Origin of the sequence: Halorubrum sp. CBA1125, from assembly GCF_009742825.1 — an archaeon.
Lineage (GTDB): Archaea > Halobacteriota > Halobacteria > Halobacteriales > Haloferacaceae > Halorubrum.
The window spans coordinates 1-16,774 of the sequence record NZ_WPCE01000047.1; the positions used below are offsets into that span (position 1 = coordinate 1).

Below are 16,774 nucleotides of genomic sequence, written 5' to 3' on the forward strand. Positions count from 1 at the left end.
CGCGAACCGGCTCGACCTCGACGCGGTCGCGGCGCACTTCGGCGCGGACGCGGCGTCGATGGCCGACCCGGACCGGATCCGCGCGGCCGTCGGGTGGAGCATCGGCGGCGTCCCGCCGCTGGGGCACGACGTTTCCCTCCCCGCGGTCTTCGACCCGACGCTCGCGACGTACGACACCGTGTACGGCGCCGCGGGCACGCCGAGCACCGTCTTCGCGATCGATCCGGACCGGCTCGCAGAGTTCGCCGACGCTACCGTGGTGAACCTCACGGAGTGATCGCCTTGCCGCCGGTGCACGCCACGGCGTCGGGTGGCCGCCGGTCCGCTGGCGACATCGTTCATCCGGTCTGCCGGCGGCACCGCTCGCGGTCCCGACGCTCTCGACGGCCAGCGTTCCCCGTGAATACCCCCGCGTTTCATTACTCGCGGGGCGAACCTGCCGACGAGAATGGCAGTTTCGTCGGGATACGCCGCGACGGTCGGCGGGGGACCGCTGTTGACCGCCGCGCTCACCGTCGACATGCTGGTCGTGTTCGGAGTCATCGCCGCGGCGCTGCTGCTGTTCGTCGCCCAACCGATCCCGATCGATACGACCGCCATCGCCCTGATGGTCGCGCTCATCCTCCTCGAACCGTGGACCGGCGTCGCCCCGGCTGACGGCGTCTCCGGCTTCTCGAACCCGGCGACGGTCACCGTCCTGGCGATGTTCGTCCTCAGCGAAGGCGTCCGGCAAACGGGCGCGATCCAGATCCTCACCCGGAAGGTCTCCGCGTACACGGGCGACGACGAGACGAAACAGCTCCTCGCGGTCGTCGGGCTCTCGGGGCCGCCGGCGGGGTTCGTCAACAACACCCCAATCGTCGCCGTCCTCATCCCCGCGATCCACGACCTCGCCAAGAAGGCGAACACCTCCCCGTCGACGCTCCTGATGCCGCTGTCGTTCGCCGCGATGATGGGCGGGACGCTGACGCTCATCGGCACGTCGAGTAACCTCCTCGCGAGCGACGTCTGGGCGCGACAGGGCGGTCCCGGCGCCGAACCGTTCGGCATGTTCGAGTTCACCCAGCTCGGGATCGTCGTGCTCGCAGTCGGCGTGGTCTACCTGCTGACCGTGGGTCGGTACCTCACGCCGGCCCGGATCGAACCGTCGAGCGACCTGGGCGAGGAGTTCGGCGTCTCCGAGTACCTGACCGACGTCGTCGTTCGCGAGGAGTCGCCGCTGATCGGGACGCCCGTTCGTGCGATCCGCCGGGACGACGAACTCGACCTGGACGTCTTTCAGATCGTTCGGAACGGCCGGACGATCACCCGAGGGATTCGGGACGCACGCATCCGCGCCGGCGACATCCTCGCCGTCCGGACCGACGAGGAGACCCTCCAGCGCGTCCTCGCCGAGGAGAGCCTCGATCTCCTGCCGGAGGTCATCGACGAGTTCGACGAGGAGGAGTCCGAACGAATCAAGCGGGCAGTCGTGAGCGAACTCGACGCCACCACCCCCACGCCGGAGTCCGATCGCGAGGCGGACGCGAGCGCAGACGACGCCGAGGAACCGGCCGCCGGCGAGCAGGCGTTCGCCGAAGTCGCCTTGCTTCCCGGATCGTGGCTGTCGGGTCGGACGTTCCGAGTCACGGACTTCCAGCGTCGGCACGACGTGACGGTGCTCGCGGTTCGGCGCGGGAACGACGTCATCCGCCAGCGGATGCGCGACCTGCGGCTCCGGGGCGGCGACACGCTCCTGGTGCGAACGACCGAGTCGACGCTGGCCGAACTGCGTGCCGATCGGTCGCTCATCGTCTCGGGCGATGGCCACTGGGAGTCGTTCGACCGGCGGAAGATCCCCGTCGCCCTCGGCATCGTCGGGAGCGTCGTCGGCTTGGCGGCCTTCGACCTCGTGCCGATCATGGTCGGCGCGCTGGCGGGGATCGTGGCGATGATCGTCACGGGCTGTCTCCGGCCGGCCGACGCGTACGAGGCGGTCAGCTGGGACGTGATATTCCTGCTGGCGGGCGTGATCCCGCTCGGGATCGCGATGGAGGAGTCGGGCGCTGCCGCCTTCCTCGGTGAGCGCATCGTCGGATTGGGCGGCCTGTTGTCCCCGCTGATTCTGTTGGGAGCCTTCTACCTGTTCACGGCGCTGTTGACGAACCTCATCAGCAACAACGCCAGCGTCGTGTTGATGATCCCGGTGGCCATCGACGCGGCGACCGCCGTCGGCGCGAACCCGTTCTCGTTCGTTCTGGCGGTGACGTTCGCGGCGTCGACGGCCTTCATGACGCCCGTCGGCTACCAGACCAACCTGATGGTGTACGGTCCCGGCGGCTACCGGTTCTCCGACTTCGTCCGGGTGGGCCTGCCGCTCCAGCTGCTTTTGACCGTCGTGACGCCCCTCGGAATCGCGTTCTTCTGGGGCGTGTAGCCCGCCGGGGGACGGGGACGTGTCGCCACAGCGGGCGGACGAGTATCGCCCCAGGATCGGGATATCTCCCGGACGCGGCGACAGGACGGCGGTCCCCGGGCGTCGGCACTCCAGTGAAAACTCCTACTACGCGGGCCGATCAATATCGAGCGAGAGCAGTGGCACGAACTATGGACGAGCCGTTCCAGCACGCCCCTATCGGAATCGTCGAGGTCTCGACTGACGGAGCCGTAACCGCCATCAACGAGGCTGCCCGGTCGCTGATCGACGCCGACGACGCGGTCGACAGCCCTCTCGCCGAGGTGGTTCCGCGGTCGGTCGACGATTCCCTCCTGGGCGCATTCGAGGGGACGGCCACCGACACGTCCTTCGAAGAGTACTTCCCCGATTTGGACCGGTGGCTCGCGGTCTCGGTGGTTCCCGTCGACGACGGGGGCGTGGTCTACCTGCAAGACGTGACGGAGCGACGCCGATATTCTCAGTCGGTCGAACGGCTCCGGCGGGAACGTAAACGGACGGACGTCATCGAAGCCGTGCTCTCGGACGTTCTCGCGGAGCTCGTCGGTGCCACCTCTCGTGCGGAGATCGCCGAGACGATCGCTCGGGCGCTCGGTGAGACCGACCTGTACGAATTCGCCTGGGTCGGCGAGCGCGACATCGGGAGCGATGACCTCGTCGTCCGCGCCGTCGCGGGCGAGACGGGCGACACGTTCGCAGCGATCCGCGACGCGCTCGACGACGACGCCGTGAGGACGGTGGAAGAGCGCGCAGTCGAGAGGGGGTGTCTACAGACCGTGCAACCGCTCGCCGACGACCCGCAGGTGGCCGAGTCGGTTCGGATCGCCGCGTTTGCCGACGGCGTGCAGTCGGGGCTCGCGATTCCCCTCGCGTACGGGTCGAACGTACACGGCGTCGTCGGCGTCTACGCGGGCGGAACCGACGCGTTCGCCGACCGGGAGCGTGCCAGCTTCGAGACGGTGGGTGAGGTGGCCGGATTCGCGGTCACCGCGGCGCGGAATCGGCAGCTGTTGCTCTCCGACAGCGTCGCGGAGCTCACCTTCGACGTCGGTGACGGCTCGGTCCTGTCACGGCTCAGTCGCTCGCTCGACGCGCGGGTGACGCTGGACGGATTAGTGCCCCACGGCGGCGATGCGCTGCTCTGTTTCGTCTCGATCGAAGACGCCGACGTCGAGGCGGTCGAAGCGGTTGCCGTCGACATCGACGGGATCGAGGCCGTCAGAACCATTCGCGGGTCCGAGTCGGATTGTACCGTCGAGCTCGCGGTGTGCGGTTCGACGCCGTTGCTCGCCGTGTCGTCTCTCGGAGGAACCGTTCGACGGGCGAGTTTCGAGCGTGGCGCCGGTCGGCTCGTCGTCGAGCTTCCGCCGGACGGTGACGTACGACGTGTCGCCGATACGGTCAGCCGCGAGTACGACATGGAGTTCGTCGCGAAGGAGCAACGAGACCGGTCGGTGACGACCGCCCGTGAGTTCCGAGACGAACTGAACGATCGGTTGACCGAGCGGCAGCGGACGGTGCTTCGAACCGCGTACCTCGCGGACTACTTCGAGTCGCCCCGGGGGAGCACGGCGGAACAGGTCGCTGCCTCCCTCGATATTACCGGATCGACGCTGCTTCACCACCTGCGCGCGGGAGAACGGAAGCTGCTCGACGTCTATCTCGACGGAGACACGTGACCGTCCGAGAAGCGCTGAGCGCGGCCTCGCGGGGCGACCCGCCGACCGTTCGCGAGCTGACCACTAGCGATTCTCGCGCTGTATCTGGCCGAACTGCTCGAGGATATCGTCGTCGGTCAACAGCCGTCGCGCTCGTCGTTCCAGGCGCTCCGACCGTTCCGCAATCTCTGCGTATTCCGCGTGTTCACGGAGCGTCTCGGAACGCAGCTCCGACTCGAGCACCGCGCGCTTGGCTTCGGCACTGAAGAACTCCCCGAGCGTCTCGTAGGCGAGGATCTGCTGCTGCTGATCGACGACCGCGCGTACGTCTTCGCGGTCGACCGGCTTACAGAGGTAATCGGCGAACGGCATCTCTACGACGTCGAGCCCGGGATCGACCGCGGTCACCATGACGACACGTCCGGGGAAATCGCGCTCGTCGAGTTCTGCCAGGACGTCGTCGCCAGACATACCCGGCATGTGGCGGTCCAAGAGGACGATGTCGATCGGTGATTCGCCGACGACAGCGAGCGCCTCTTCACCACCGTACGCGGTTTCGACCTCACAGTATCCCCGGAGTCGCAGCGCGTACGCGTCCGCTACTTCCCGCTCGTCGTCGACGACGAGCACGCGTACGTTCGCCGCCCCGTCGGTTCCAGACATTCGTCTCGCCAGCTCGCGTGCAGGTCGTGACCCTATCCTCATAATTGATCGGCTTCGCTTCGGCGTCTCGTCTGTATTCCTAGCGTCATCCCGATGGACTAGTCTGCATACCTAGCCCCCACACCCAGTAGGACGGGAGCCGTCTCCCGAAGTATGTCTACACAACCCACGACACCGCGAACGAATCAGCCGACCGAACGTGCCGCGAGCAACGACCTCACGACGGCCGAACTACTCGATCTCCTGGGAGACGAGTACACCCGTCGCGTCTACGAAGCCACCGCGGCGCAGCCGCGAAGCGGCCGTGCCGTCGCCGAGGCCGCCGACGTCTCGCGACCGACGGCCTACCGCCGCCTCAACGACCTTCGTGACGCCGGGCTCGTGCGCGCCGAGACGACGATCGGTGACGACGGCCACCACCGAGAACGGTTCGAGGCCGTCGACACCTCGCTCTCCGTGTCACTCGAGGACGGCGGCCTGGACGCGACGGTCGGCGTCGCGGGCCGGTGAGACCGCCCAGAACCCGTTTCTGAGGGAGAAACACGGGACCGCCCCTTATTGTCCCGGTCACCGTACCGCTCACGTGCCCGCCGCGTCCCCACGCGGGTACCGAGCCGATACCTCCCCTCCCCGCCGGTCCTCGCAGCGCGAATCGGCCCTCCGTTCGAGAATGTCGAGCGGTCTTCGACGTTTGGTGTGCCGCCGTGGACGCACACGGCCCCGATCTGGATCGCGGAGCCGAGGCTACTCGAGATCGAAGCGGTCGAGGCTCATCACCTTGTGCCAGGCGTCCACGAAGTCGCGCACGAACTTCTCTTCGCCGTCGTCGGCGCCGTAGACCTCCGCGATTGCGCGGAGCCGGGCGTTCGACCCGAAGACGAGGTCCACGCGGGACCCCTTCCACTCGACGTCGCCGGTGTCGCGGTCACGACCCTCGTAGACGTCTTCGGCCTCCGAGACCGGCTCCCACTCCGTGTCGTTGTCGAGCAGGTTCACGAAGAAGTCGTTGGTCAGCGTTCCCGGCCGGTCGGTGAAGACGCCGAGGTCGGATCCTCCGTAGTTCGCGTCCAGCGCGCGCATGCCGCCGACCAGTACCGTCATCTCGTCGGGCGTCAGGTCCAGCAGGTCGGCCCTGTCGACCAGCAGCTCCTCCGCCGGGTCGTCGGCCTCGTCCCCGAGGTAGTTGCGGAACCCGTCGGCCTTCGGCTTGAGCGCCTCGAAGGACTCCTCGTCGGTCTGTTCCGGCGTGGCGTCGGTGCGACCCGGTTCGAACGGGACCGTCACGTCGTAGCCGGCGTCCGCGGCAGCCCGCTCGACGGCCGCGTTGCCGCCTAACACGATCAGGTCGGCGAGCGAGACGCGCACGTCGTCGTCGCGCGACCCGTTGAACGCGTCTTGAATCTCTTCGAAGGTCTCCAGGACGGTCGCCAGCTCCGCCGGTTCGTTCACCTCCCAGCTCTTCTGGGGTTCGAGGCGGATCCGGGCGCCGTTCGCGCCGCCGCGCTTGTCGCTGTCGCGGTACGTCGACGCCGCCGCCCAGGCGATCTTGACCAGCTGAGAGACGGAGAGGTCCGCGTCGAGGATCTCCGCTTTGAGTTCGGCGACCGCTTCCTCGCCGATCACGTCGTAGTCGCGGTCGGGGAGGGGGTCCTGCCAGATCAGCGTCTCGTCGGGAACTTCCGGGCCGAGGAACCGCTCCGGCGGTCCCATGTCGCGGTGGATGAGCTTGTACCACGCCCTCGCGAAGGCCTCCCGGAACTCGTCGGGATCCTCTCGGAAGCGCTCGAGGATCTCCCGGTAGTCGTCGTCGTGTTTCAGGGCGACGTCCGTCGTCAGCATCATCGGCTCCTCGGTCTCCTCGGGGTCGTGCGGGGCGGGCGCCTCCTCGACGTCGTCGCCGACCGGCCGCCACTGCCACGCGCCGCCGGGGCCCTTGACCGAGGTCCAATCGTGCTCCAGCAGGTTGTCGAGGTAGCTCGTGTCCCACCGGGTCGGCGTGGCGTTCCACGGGCCCTCGATGCCGCTGGTGATGGTGTCGGGGCCCTTGCCCTCGCCGAACTCGTTCTCCCAACCGAGGCCCTGCTGTTCGATGGGTGCCGCCTCGGGTTCGGGGCCGAGGTTATCGCCGGAGTCGGCGCCGTGGACCTTCCCGAAGGTGTGCCCGCCGGCGATGAGCGCGGCGGTTTCCTCGTCGTTCATCGCCATGCGGCTGAACGACTGTCGGATGTTCTTCGCGGAGCCCTCCACGTCCGGCTCGCCGTTCGGGCCCTCCGGGTTCACGTAGATGAGTCCCATCACCGTGTTGCCGAGCGGCTCCCTGAGGTCGCCCTCCTCGTCGAAGCGCTCGGGCGACGTCGTCTCCCACTCGCTCTCGGGCCCCCAGTCGACGGCCTCGTCGGGCTCGAAGTCGTCCTCGCGTCCGCCGGCGAAGCCGAACGTCTCGAACCCCATCGACTCGAGGGCGACGTTCCCGGCGAGGACGATCAGGTCGGCCCACGAGAGCTTGCGGCCGTACTTCTGCTTGACGGGCCAGAGCAGCCGGCGCGCCTTGTCGAGGTTGACGTTGTCGGGCCAGCTACTGATGGGTGGGAGCCGCTGCCGACCGCCGGCCGCGCCGCCGCGGCCGTCGACCGTGCGGTACGTTCCCGCGCTGTGCCACGCCATCCGGATGAAGAGCGGCCCGTAGTGACCGTAGTCGGCCGGCCACCACTCCTGTGAGGTGGTCATCACCGCTTCGATGTCCGATTTCACCTCGTCGAGGTCGAGCTTCTCGAACTCCTCGGCGTAGTCGAAGTCCCCGTCCATCGGCGCGGCGTCGCGACCGTTCTGGTCGAGGACATCCAGTCTCAACTGATTGGGCCACCAGTTGTGGGTAGAGCCGTCCATCACCGAACGGTTACCGCTCTCGCATGTTAATCTTGTCTAATTCGGTAACCGATTCTTCGATGTACCATCCAAAATCTATCGAATTGCGAACTTCGATTGTCTCGCGACGACGTCACGAACTGCCGCCGAAACGCCACGACGGCCGTCGAGGCGGAGACGCTCGGTGGTGACCGCGGGTGCGGTCGCTTGTACACTTATCAGACCGGACGTCGTATGCATATTGAAGGCACCCACCATGTCCGCCACCCCGGACGCGATCCGCGTACTCCACGTCGACGACGAGCCGGACTTCGCGGAGATGGCGGCGTCGTTCCTCGAGCGTGAGGACGACCGGTTCGAGGTAGCGACGGCGATCAGCGCCAGCGACGGCGTACGCCGACTCGCCGACGCCGAGTTCGACTGTATCGTCTCGGACTACGAGATACCCGGCACGGACGGCATCGAGTTCCTCGAAACGGTGCGCGAGGAGTACCCAAATCTCTCCTTCATCCTCTACACCGGGAAGGGCTCCGAGGAGGTGGCCAGTGACGCGATTACGGCGGGCGTGACCGACTACCTCCAGAAGGGCGTCGGCACCGACCAGTACACCGTGTTGGCGAACCGCATCACGAACGCCGTCGAACACCACCGCTCACAACGGACGCTCGCCCAGCGCAATCAGGAACTCCGACGGTACGAGCGGATGATAAACTCGATGCACGAGGCCGCGTGTATTTACGACGCCGCGGGGCGGTTCGAACTGGTCAACGAGTACCTGGCCGACTGGTACGGCACGACACGATCCGAACTCGAGGGCGAATGGAGTTCGCTCATCCCCCACATCCGAGAACACGCAGCCGGCGACCCGTATGGAGACCTGTTAGCGGGGAACCGTGACGAACTCCAAGGCGAGCTCGAAGGCGACTTCCCCCGTCACGGCCACGCAGTCCTCGAATATCGACTGACGCCCCTGACCGTAGACGGCACGATCGAGGCGGTCGTCGGCGTGGCGCGTGACGTCACCGAGCGAAAGGAACGCGAACGCGAACTGAGAGAGCGGACCGAGGAACTGGAGGAGCTGACGACCCAGCTCGAAGATCAGTATCGGCACCTGTTCGAAGAGGCGCCGGTCATGGCGGTCGTGACGCGCGCCGAGGACGGCGAGCCGGTCATCGAAGATTGCAATCAGCTGTTCGTCGACACGCTGGGCTACGATCGATCGGACGTCATCGGGCGGGACCTCGCGGCGTTTTACACGCCCGAATCGGCGGATGCACTGCTGGATCGGGGCGGGTACGACCGCGCGTTGAGCGGCGAGTTCGTTCGCGAGGATCGGACGTTGCTCGCGGTCGACGGCGAGACGGTCGAGACACTGCTGCGGGCGGTCCCGCGCCGTGACGCGGGTGACGCCGTGACCGGAACGCTCGCGATGTACATCGACATCAGCGAGCGAAAGAAGCTGGAACAGGAGACCGAACGGCTGGAGCAGTTCACTCGAGTGGTCTCTCACGATCTACGCAACCCCCTGAACGTCGCTCAAGGGCGGTTGGCGCTGGCCCGCGAGGAGTGTGACAGCCCACATCTCGAGGACGTCTCGCGGGCCCACGATCGGATGAGCGCGCTGATCGAGGATCTCCTGACGTTGGCGCGCGAGGACGGTCACGTCAACGACCCGGAGCCCGTTCCGCTCGCCGAACTCGTGGAGAGCTGCTGGCGAAGCGTTGAGACGGGGGACGCGACGATCCGCACCAACGTCGATCAGACGATTCGGGCCGATCGGAGCCGCCTCGCACAACTGCTGGAGAACCTGATCCGGAACAGCGTGGAACACGGCGGGACAGACGTGACCGTCACGGTCGGGACCCTCGATGACGGGTTCTACGTGGAAGATACGGGGCCGGGGATCCCCGAGGAGCACTGGGGTCAGGTGTTCGACGCCGGGTTCTCGACCGCGGCGGACGGAACCGGATTCGGACTCTCGATCGTCGAGCAGGTCGCCGACGCACACGGGTGGGAGGTCAGTATCGCGGCGAGTAGCGACGGCGGCGCGCGCTTCGATATCACCGGCGTTTCCGTCGCGTAGTCACTCACTGGTTCCCCTCGACGTTCACGGGGTTCCCTCGACAGTTGCGACCGCCAACGTGTGCCACCCCGAGTTCCGTCTCGCGATCCGTTGGGTCGTCTTTCTGCTCGTGCGGACGGGGCGGGGTTCTGTTCGTGTAGAAGGGGAAATTTTCCGTTCGTGTGGACAGTGGGGACGTCGGGGTCGGGTCGTACCGGGGGCTTCAAAGCACTTAATTTCTCTCGGTCAGACCGTCGGGTCATGTCAGAGATGCCGACGCGGACGTTGCCGAGCGGTGCCGAGCTGCCGCTCGTGGGGTTCGGGACGTGGGATCTGGAGGGGGAGTCGTTCGATGGGGCCGTTCGCGCGGCGCTTGACGCGGGGTACGGTCACCTGGACACCGCGGAGGGGTATCGGAACGAGGCGGAGCTCGGCGAGGTGTTGGCCGAGTACGACCGTGAGGAGGTGTTTCTCACGTCGAAGGTGTTGCCGAAGAATCTCAACTACAATTCGGTGATCGAGGCGTGTGAGGATTCGTTGGAGCGGTTGGGGACCGACTATCTGGATCTGTACCTGATTCACTGGCCGAATCCGGCGATTTCGCTTCGGGAGACGCTCTCGGGGATGGCGGAGCTCCACGATCGGGGGCTGATCCGGAACGTGGGCGTGTCGAACTTCTCGGCGTACCAGCTGAGCTGTGCCCATCACGTCGCCGACGTGCCGATCGCGGTCAACCAGATCGAGTTTCACCCGTACTTCCAGCGGCCGGACCTGGTGGAGTACTGTCGCGAGTCCGACACGGTGGTCGAAGCGGCCGCGCCGCTGGCCCGAGGCGCGCTGTTCGACGACGAGATCGTTACCGAACTCGCGGCGACCTACGACCGCTCACCCGCCCAGATCGTGTTGAAATGGACCGTCGACCAGGGGATCGTGGTGTTACCGAAGTCGACCTCCCCGGCACATATCCGCGAGAACCTCGCGCTGTTCGACTGGGAACTGGACGCGGACGACACGGCCCGGCTGGACGCACTCGACCGCGACGACCCCGTCTACGACACCCCCGCACGCGACTGGACGGGTGACAGATACGGGATCCCCCGATAACGCGAGCGCAGCGTCATCGATACGCAAACGTGTCAAAAACGGATCTCGAACCGTGCTCCACCGTTCGTGGCCGTGGTGAGTGTCAGGTGCCAATCGTGTGCATCCACGATTCGGTCGACGATCGCGAGACCGAGACCGGTTCCGTCCTCGCGAGTCGAGTATCCCGGCTCGAACACCTCGTCCCGTGCTTCGGACGGGATGCCGCTCCCGTCGTCGGAGACGTAAAACCCGTCTTCTAACGCGCCGACGGTTATCGTCACCTCGCTTTCCGGGTTCGTCTCAGGCCCTCCAGCGCCGGATCGATCGCCGTCACCCGAGCAGCGATCGCCGCCACCCGAGCCGTGTTCCACGCTGTTCCTGAACACGTTCTCGAACAGCCGCCGAACGCGATCGGGGTCGGCAGTGACCGTGGGGAGCGTCTCCCTCACATCGAGCGTGGCTCGTTCGGTGTCGACGGATTGCCACGCGTCGACTGCGGCGGTCTCGATCGAGACCCGTTCCGACGGGTCCACGGCCGTCTGGCCGCGGGTGAGCGTGAGCACGTCGCGGATGATCTGTTCCATCCGATCGTGCGCGTCAGAGACCGCATCGAAGTGCTCGGGGTCTCCCGTCTCCCGTGCCGCCCGGAGGTGAGCCTTGGCGACGTCCAACGGGTTTCGGAGGTCGTGACTGATCACGCTGCTCACCTGGTCGACGGGAGGGTCGGCGACGTCGGGACACGCACGCAGATCGGAGAACAGGAGGTACCCCGCGTCGTCTCCGGAGGGGAGTACCCGGGCGAAGAGCGGTCCCGTCTCACCACCCCCGTCGAGATAGATGCCGACGCCGTCGCCACGGACGAGGTGAGTCACCGGGTCCTCGTCACCGGTCGAATCGACGACGCTGAATCGCTCGAAGATCGGTTCGACCGGCGAGTCAGTCGAGATACCATCGAAGCGCCTCTCAAAGGCGTCGTTCGTCGTCGTGATACGAGGCTCGTCGTCCACGACGTAGGCGACGACCGGATCCCGAAACTCGTCGAACGCGATCGCCGCGGTGTGTTCGTGCGTCATACGTACCTAGATCCCCTCCCGTCCAGTCACGGAGGACGGCCGATCGACTCGACGACCGGTGGTCGCAGCATCGACCCCGGCGCGTCGATACCCCTGCATACGGTACGGTCGATTCGGAGAGGGGTTTAGTGTTACTCGCCGGTTCTGACTCAGAAACACGGTTTCGGACACGTGCCAGCCGTCGCCGTCGACGAGACGGTCCTCTCTCACCGGAAGGTTGGGGCCAGTACTGTCGGTCCACGCCTTCGTCGCTGTTCGGCAGTCCACGAGCGAGACGCCCATTCGCTGACGCCCTCTCGTCACGCCGCGTCGAGATCCGGCAGCCGGATCGTCACCGTCGTCCCGCCGTCGGTCGCGAACGAGAGATCGCCGTCGAGTTTGTCGACCCCCCACTTCAGCTCCCAGAGCCCGAGTCCGCGGCTGTGTTGTAGCGACGTTTCGCGCTCGGCTGCCAACGACTCCAGTTCGACTGCTGGAATTCCCGGGCCGTCGTCGGCGATCTCGATGGTACACCCCGCGTCGGTGGACGCTACCGAGACGGCGACGCTGGAGTCGGCGTAAGTGACCGCGTTTTCCAGCGGACTCCGGAGCACGGCGGTGAGCGTCTCGGCGTCGGTGACCACCGCCGTGTCGTCGGGGAGCGACGTCGTGACGGTGACGTCGTCCGTCTCGACGTCGTCCAGCACCGCCTCGATTCGGTCGGCGAGGTCGACCGGCGTCGGCTGGCGGTCCTTGGACAGGATGTGGTCGATGCGGCGGGCGCGCGTCCCCACGGTAGCCAGCGTCTCGGTCGCCGCGAGGATCGCCTCCCGGTGCTCGGTGTCGTCGAGTGCTTCGGCGTGGCTGTTGATCACGTCGAGTTGGTTTCGGAGGTTGTGGCGGAGGACGCGGTTGAAGACTTCCAGTCGAGTGATGAACTGCCGCAGGTCGCGCCGCATCGCTGCCATCGATTCGCCGACGCGCCCCGGAATTTCGGCGTCCAGAACCTCGTCGTCGAACGCTCGGTTGGAGAGTGCCTCGGCCTGCTCGGTGATCGTCTCGATGTAGGCTTTGGTGTTGCTGAACGCGGCGCGAACCTCGCCGACCTCGTCGATCCGATTACCGCGGTCGATGTCGACGCTGAGGTCTCCCTCGGCAATCGCGTTCGCCTGCCTCGACAGCCGTTGGATCGACCGGATCGGTCCCCGCTGGATGACGACCCCGATGAGCAGGAAGCCAGCCACGACGACGGTGACCACCAGCCAGAGGTCACGCTGGACGCGGTCGGTCACCGCGAGGGCCGTCGACCGCGGAACTTCCTTGACGACCACCCAGTCGACCTTGTCGCCGGGGACGCTGGAGTAGCCTTTCACTTCGGTGTCGGTGAGTACCGACCCGTTGATCTCGGTGGTCGGATCGGACCGGAGGATCCGTTGTCCGATCGTCGAGTTCGCCCGGTCACCCTCGTACGGGGTGATGCCGCTGGATTCGTTCTCGTCGAACAGCACGTACGCGGTGAACCCGCCGAGGACCAGGGTATCGGTGTCGGACATCGCGCTGGTGAACCGTTCGGCGCGGACGCTGGTTCGGTACTCGGCGACGAGCACGTGTTCCCCGTCCGGCATCGGCGACGCCAGCGCGACGAAGGTGTCGTCACCGTCCGTGTACACCAACGAGATGATGACGTCGTCGGTGCCGTCGAAGTTGAACCCGACCGTCGGCTTCCAGTTGGCATCGGTCACCGACAGCGGCTGGCCGACGAACCGCGTGTCGGTGCTGGCGACGACGGTCTCGGTCGTCCCGTTCGAGTCGGTGTGGGGGCTGCGCTCGACCACCGAGAGCGACTCCGTCTCGGGTGAGAGCGCGCCGAGTTCGGTCGCGAGCGTGGACTGAGTACTGCCGCCACCGACCGGTGTCAACCCCTCGTGGTTCGACAGCGTCCGCACCACCTGTTGTTTGCCGTCGATCCACTGGCCGAGCGCGCGGGCTTCGAGTTCGGCGTTCGTCTCGACCGAGTGGAGCTGGTTGTCCCGAACCCGGTCGGAGACCTGGAACACGGTTACCGTGGTGAGCACCGTGATCACGAGCACGATGAGTAACGAGACCCCGAGCAGTTTCAGGGCGTAGCGCGAGCGGACGGACTCCGGAAGGTAGGACTCGATGCTCATACCGGGATCCCGTGCGGTTCGTGGCCGACCCGGACCATACCTGACGGTGACAGTCGAGGATGTTAATCCTTCGTGAGCGGGTGGACTCTCCGGTTCCGTGTCACGGGAGGCCGCGTTTCACGCGGCGCGGATCCGCGGCAGTTCAGCCGAGCTGCTCGGACCCGGTGAAGACGACGGCCGCCTCGTCGGACCGGACGGTGATCTCGAACGTGACCCAGCCGTTGGCGGCTCTGACGTGATCGACGGTCTCGTCGTTCCACGTCGCACGCTGTGTCAGTCTGGTCGTCTCTCCCGAGCGGATGTCGCCGGCCCGTTCCGTAGTCGTCCAGATCCGTGTCCCGTCGGTCGATCTCCCGGCGTACACGACCGCCTCGACCGAGACGTTCGTCGCGAGACTCCCGCGCGTATTCGTGATCGTGAGTGTGGCGGCACCGCAACGCTGTCCACACGGCCTCACGTCCTCCACCGCGAGGGTGAAGGCCCCCTCGTCGCCAGCCGTCGCGTCGACCGCTATCTCGCTCCCCATCGTCGCGAACGGTCCGGGGAACAGACCGAAGACGACGACCGCGCCCACGAGGAGGAGCAGGACCACCCGTCGCATAGGTACCAGATCGGCGCGGCGAAACGATGGCTCGCCTTGGAGTTAAGTGATTCGAGAGAACCGGAGCGCAGGGCGAGAGCGAAGCGCTCGCTTGCAGCCGGCGGCGACCCGGAGCGAGCGGATCCGAAGAACCTATCTCGACGCTTGGACCGACTCGGTCCGTTCGTACTTCTCTTCGAACTCCTGGATCAGCTGGCCCATCTTCGCGTACCAGTCGTTGAGCATGCGCTGCATCTCGTCGGTGATCTTCTCGGGGTCGGTCGGCGAGTAGACGTGGTAGTAGCCGCCCTGGTCGTAGTTGATCTGCTCTTTGGTGATGAATCCGGTCTCGAGCAGCCGCTGGACCGACCGGTAGGCGGTCGAGCGCTCGCGGTCGACCGCCTCGGCGATCGCGTCGATGGTCATGGGCTCGTCGCTCTCGACGAGCACCGAAAAACACTCCCGATCGAGCGATTTGAGTCCGTGAAAACACTCCAGGAGCCCCTCGCACTCCATGTCGCTCTGGAGCTGTTCCGCGAGCGAATCTGGCATGCTATTGCCCGTCGGTACGGCGCGTGTTGATAAAAGACTTGTGTGGATAACACAATCGTGTCCCGTCCTGTTAACGGTGGCGAGAGGTATAACCCACCGGGAGACGAACCGGGCGTCCATGAGCGACGAGCCGATCGAGGACGCCGTCGAGCGGTTCCTCGACGAGACCGAGTCCGCGCTGCACGACTACGACCAGGGGTACGCCGACGCCGACGCGACGCTGTCGAGAGTGCGGACCTACGTCGACGAGCTGGCGGCCGCAGTCGACGAGGGGGACGAAGCGTAGGGGCGAGACGACCGGCGCCGTCTCCGCTCACCGGTCCGCGCCGATCAGCTCGCGCACCCGGGAGACGTGGTCCCCGAACGCGGGGTCGCCGCGCTCGCGTGGACGGTCCACGTCGACCTCGACGATCTCGGCGACGCGGCCGGGCTCGGCGGCCATCACCACGATCCGGTCGGCGAGCGTCACCGCCTCGGCGACGTCGTGGGTGACGAAGAGGACCGTCTTGCCCGTCGACTCCCAGACGTCGAGCAGTTCGCGCTGGAGCATCTCGCGGGTCTGTGCGTCGACGGCGCCGAACGGCTCGTCCATCAACAGCAGCTCGGGGTCGACCGCGAGCGACCGCGCGATGGCGACGCGCTGTTTCATGCCGCCGGAGAGCGACTTGGGGTACGAGTCGCGGAACCCGTCGAGCCCGACGAGGTCGAGCATCTCGTCGACCCGCGCCGCGCGCTCGCTTGCCGGAACGTCGCTCCGGTCGAGACCGAAGGCGACGTTCTCCTCGACCGTGAGCCACGGGAACAGGTGGTACTCCTGGAAGACGACCCCCATATCGGTCGTCGGTCCCGTCACGGGCGTGCCGCCGAGCCGGACCTCCCCGTCGGTGGCGTCGGTGAGTCCGGCGATGATCCGGAACAGCGTCGTCTTCCCACAGCCGGACGGGCCGACGAGGCAGACGAACTCGCCGGATTCGACCCCGAAGGTGACGTCGTCGAGCGCGCGCACCGCGTCGCCGCCGTCGTCGTAGGTCTTCCCGACTCCGTCGACCGCGACGCCCGACTCCCCGGTGACCGCACCGGTCCCACCACGCCGGTCGTCGGTCCCGGTTTGTCCCGCCGGATCGTCGTTCACGCCCGCCATCTCAATGCCCTCTGTTGGACCGCGCGAAACGCCACGTCGACGAGCAGGTACATCAGGCTCAACACCAGAATGTACGCGATCACCTCGTCGACGAGGAGGTTGTTGCTGGCGCGGATGATCTCCCGGCCGATCCCGGGGACGCCGAAGATCTCCGAGGCGACGACGAGCATCCAACAGCGCCCGAGCCCGGTACGGATCCCGGTCGTGATCCCCGGTAACGCCGCGGGGACGACGACCGACCGGAGCATGTCGAGGTCCTCGCGGACCCCGAGTGTCCGGGCGACGTCGAGGAGGTCCTCGGAGACGCCCTCGACGGCGCCGTAGGCCGCATAAAAGTTGATCCAGAACGCCCCGATCGCGATGATGAACGCGGCACCCGCGTCGTTGATCCCGAACCACGCGATCGCGAACCCGATGAGCGCCAGCGGCGGCACCGGCCGGAGCGTCCGGACGAGCGGCGCCGTCACGTCGTCTAAGAACCCGCTCCACGCGAAGGCGACGCCGGCGCCGACGCCG

Annotated in this window: 15 protein-coding genes; 7 read left to right on the plus strand and 8 right to left on the minus strand. The window is 66.7% G+C overall.

Features of this window, described 5'->3' with window-relative positions:
• The 3 genes from GJ633_RS06475 to GJ633_RS06485 form a co-directional block, all read left to right on the plus strand.
• The coding region (locus tag GJ633_RS06475; RefSeq protein WP_303646436.1) for a YbaK/EbsC family protein at window positions 1-277 on the plus strand (277 nt) is incomplete at its 5' end.
• Window positions 278-448: 171 nt separating this feature from the next.
• Entirely contained in the window at window positions 449-2,416 is a 1,968-nt protein-coding gene (locus tag GJ633_RS06480) for an SLC13 family permease (RefSeq protein ID WP_231741263.1), read from the plus strand.
• A 158-nt stretch (window positions 2,417-2,574) separates the two neighbouring features.
• Window positions 2,575-4,113 carry a bacterio-opsin activator domain-containing protein gene (locus tag GJ633_RS06485; RefSeq protein ID WP_321168940.1) on the plus strand — a complete coding sequence of 513 codons (1,539 nt, stop codon included), beginning with the start codon at window positions 2,575-2,577 and terminating at the stop codon, window positions 4,111-4,113.
• A 63-nt stretch (window positions 4,114-4,176) separates the two neighbouring features.
• On the opposite strand, the gene GJ633_RS06490 is transcribed toward GJ633_RS06485, so the two are convergent.
• Window positions 4,177-4,755, minus strand: coding sequence for a response regulator transcription factor (locus GJ633_RS06490; protein ID WP_156588140.1), 579 nt, complete (start codon window positions 4,753-4,755; stop codon window positions 4,177-4,179).
• Window positions 4,756-4,908: 153 nt separating this feature from the next.
• On the opposite strand from GJ633_RS06490, the gene GJ633_RS06495 reads away from it, so the two are divergent.
• A complete protein-coding gene (locus GJ633_RS06495; RefSeq protein ID WP_156588141.1) occupies window positions 4,909-5,265 on the plus strand; it encodes a winged helix-turn-helix domain-containing protein in 357 nt (118 codons plus the stop codon).
• Window positions 5,266-5,499: 234 nt separating this feature from the next.
• Here GJ633_RS06495 and katG read toward each other — a convergent pair whose 3' ends face one another.
• Window positions 5,500-7,641 (minus strand): catalase/peroxidase HPI, encoded by a 2,142-nt coding sequence (katG, locus tag GJ633_RS06500; protein ID WP_156588142.1) that lies wholly within the window; start codon window positions 7,639-7,641, stop codon window positions 5,500-5,502.
• 220 nt (window positions 7,642-7,861) lie between these two features.
• Here katG and GJ633_RS06505 point away from each other — a divergent pair, with 220 nt between their 5' ends.
• Both GJ633_RS06505 and GJ633_RS06510 read left to right on the plus strand, forming a co-directional pair.
• Window positions 7,862-9,703, plus strand: coding sequence for a PAS domain S-box protein (locus tag GJ633_RS06505; protein ID WP_156588143.1), 1,842 nt, complete (start codon window positions 7,862-7,864; stop codon window positions 9,701-9,703).
• A gap of 240 nt (window positions 9,704-9,943) precedes the next feature.
• Complete coding sequence (locus tag GJ633_RS06510) at window positions 9,944-10,786, plus strand: aldo/keto reductase (protein ID WP_156588144.1); 843 nt, start codon at window positions 9,944-9,946, stop codon at window positions 10,784-10,786.
• A gap of 32 nt (window positions 10,787-10,818) precedes the next feature.
• On the opposite strand, the gene GJ633_RS06515 is transcribed toward GJ633_RS06510, so the two are convergent.
• The 4 genes from GJ633_RS06515 to GJ633_RS06530 all read right to left on the minus strand — a co-directional run bounded on the left by GJ633_RS06515 (window position 10,819) and on the right by GJ633_RS06530 (window position 15,117).
• Window positions 10,819-11,838 carry a HAMP domain-containing sensor histidine kinase gene (locus tag GJ633_RS06515; RefSeq protein WP_156588145.1) on the minus strand — a complete coding sequence of 340 codons (1,020 nt, stop codon included), beginning with the start codon at window positions 11,836-11,838 and terminating at the stop codon, window positions 10,819-10,821.
• Between the two features lie 299 nt (window positions 11,839-12,137).
• Window positions 12,138-13,985, minus strand: coding sequence for a HAMP domain-containing sensor histidine kinase (locus tag GJ633_RS06520; RefSeq protein ID WP_156588146.1), 1,848 nt, complete (start codon window positions 13,983-13,985; stop codon window positions 12,138-12,140).
• 142 nt (window positions 13,986-14,127) lie between these two features.
• Complete coding sequence (locus GJ633_RS06525) at window positions 14,128-14,586, minus strand: hypothetical protein (protein WP_156588147.1); 459 nt, start codon at window positions 14,584-14,586, stop codon at window positions 14,128-14,130.
• A gap of 132 nt (window positions 14,587-14,718) precedes the next feature.
• Complete coding sequence (locus tag GJ633_RS06530; RefSeq protein ID WP_156588148.1) at window positions 14,719-15,117, minus strand: helix-turn-helix domain-containing protein; 399 nt, start codon at window positions 15,115-15,117, stop codon at window positions 14,719-14,721.
• 118 nt (window positions 15,118-15,235) lie between these two features.
• On the opposite strand from GJ633_RS06530, the gene GJ633_RS17075 reads away from it, so the two are divergent.
• Window positions 15,236-15,403, plus strand: a complete 168-nt coding sequence (locus GJ633_RS17075) for a hypothetical protein (protein ID WP_197431266.1) — start codon at window positions 15,236-15,238, stop codon at window positions 15,401-15,403.
• A 27-nt stretch (window positions 15,404-15,430) separates the two neighbouring features.
• On the opposite strand, the gene GJ633_RS06535 is transcribed toward GJ633_RS17075, so the two are convergent.
• Both GJ633_RS06535 and GJ633_RS06540 read right to left on the minus strand, forming a co-directional pair.
• Window positions 15,431-16,258 (minus strand): ABC transporter ATP-binding protein, encoded by an 828-nt coding sequence (locus tag GJ633_RS06535; protein WP_156588149.1) that lies wholly within the window; start codon window positions 16,256-16,258, stop codon window positions 15,431-15,433.
• A partial coding sequence (locus tag GJ633_RS06540; protein WP_156588150.1) for an ABC transporter permease occupies window positions 16,246-16,774 on the minus strand: 529 nt, incomplete at its 5' end. The genes GJ633_RS06535 and GJ633_RS06540, both read right to left, overlap by 13 nt.

Excerpts from the sequence above, each read along its gene's own strand:
- GJ633_RS06480 (WP_231741263.1), top strand. The coding sequence starts at position 449 with ATGGCAGTTTCGTCGGGATACGCCGCGACGGTCGGCGGGGGACCGCTG.
- GJ633_RS06490 (WP_156588140.1), bottom strand. The coding sequence starts at position 4,755 with ATGTCTGGAACCGACGGGGCGGCGAACGTACGCGTGCTCGTCGTCGAC.
- GJ633_RS06495 (WP_156588141.1), top strand. The coding sequence starts at position 4,909 with ATGTCTACACAACCCACGACACCGCGAACGAATCAGCCGACCGAACGT.
- katG (WP_156588142.1), bottom strand. The coding sequence starts at position 7,641 with ATGGACGGCTCTACCCACAACTGGTGGCCCAATCAGTTGAGACTGGAT.
- GJ633_RS06510 (WP_156588144.1), top strand. The coding sequence starts at position 9,944 with ATGTCAGAGATGCCGACGCGGACGTTGCCGAGCGGTGCCGAGCTGCCG.
- GJ633_RS06515 (WP_156588145.1), bottom strand. The coding sequence starts at position 11,838 with ATGACGCACGAACACACCGCGGCGATCGCGTTCGACGAGTTTCGGGAT.
- GJ633_RS06520 (WP_156588146.1), bottom strand. The coding sequence starts at position 13,985 with ATGAGCATCGAGTCCTACCTTCCGGAGTCCGTCCGCTCGCGCTACGCC.
- GJ633_RS06525 (WP_156588147.1), bottom strand. The coding sequence starts at position 14,586 with ATGCGACGGGTGGTCCTGCTCCTCCTCGTGGGCGCGGTCGTCGTCTTC.
- GJ633_RS06530 (WP_156588148.1), bottom strand. The coding sequence starts at position 15,117 with ATGCCAGATTCGCTCGCGGAACAGCTCCAGAGCGACATGGAGTGCGAG.
- GJ633_RS17075 (WP_197431266.1), top strand. The coding sequence starts at position 15,236 with ATGAGCGACGAGCCGATCGAGGACGCCGTCGAGCGGTTCCTCGACGAG.
- GJ633_RS06535 (WP_156588149.1), bottom strand. The coding sequence starts at position 16,258 with ATGGCGGGCGTGAACGACGATCCGGCGGGACAAACCGGGACCGACGAC.